The organism is Vibrio sp. 1978 (assembly GCF_033344345.1).
Genome location: NZ_JAWPOP010000802.1, coordinates 1 through 574, shown reverse-complemented (window position 1 = coordinate 574; position 574 = coordinate 1). Strand labels below are relative to the sequence as shown.

Genomic DNA, 574 nt, shown 5'->3' with positions numbered 1-574 from the left:
GGACGTTGGAAACGCGTCAACCAATAAGGAAAGCATCATGAAAAACTCACGTTACGACTCAAATGTATGCCACGCGAAAAGAACGTTTGATGTACTGGTTGCACTGTTGATTCTGCTAGCAACCGCACCACTGTTTCCGTTCATTGCTCTTGCCATCAAGGTCAGCTCAAAAGGCCCAGTGATTTATCGTCAACTGCGTGTTGGTCGCTGCACACCAGAGAAGATGGATCTGTTTCAAATCATGAAGTTTCGCACGATGTACATCGATGCAGAACAACGCTCAGGTGCCGTTTGGGCAACCGAAAATGATCCACGCATTACCCCGGTCGGCCGATTTTTACGTAAGACTCGTCTCGATGAGTTACCGCAGCTATTCAATGTATTGAAAGGTGAAATGTCTATGATTGGCCCTCGCCCTGAGCGACCTGCCTTCTATCAAAAGTTGGAAGATGAAATTCCCTACTTTGTAGAGCGTACATACGGCGTACTGCCAGGTATTACAGGCTTGGCGCAAGTAAACCAAGGTTACGATGCTTGCATTGAAGACGTGAGAAGAAAAGTCGGTTTTGACCAC

The 574-nt window shown here is 47.0% G+C and carries 1 protein-coding gene; it reads left to right on the top strand.

The window, feature by feature from the left end:
- Positions 1–37: 37 nt before the first annotated feature.
- Positions 38–574 (top strand): sugar transferase (locus R8N49_RS29195; protein WP_318190708.1); only part of this gene is annotated, 537 nt, incomplete at its 3' end.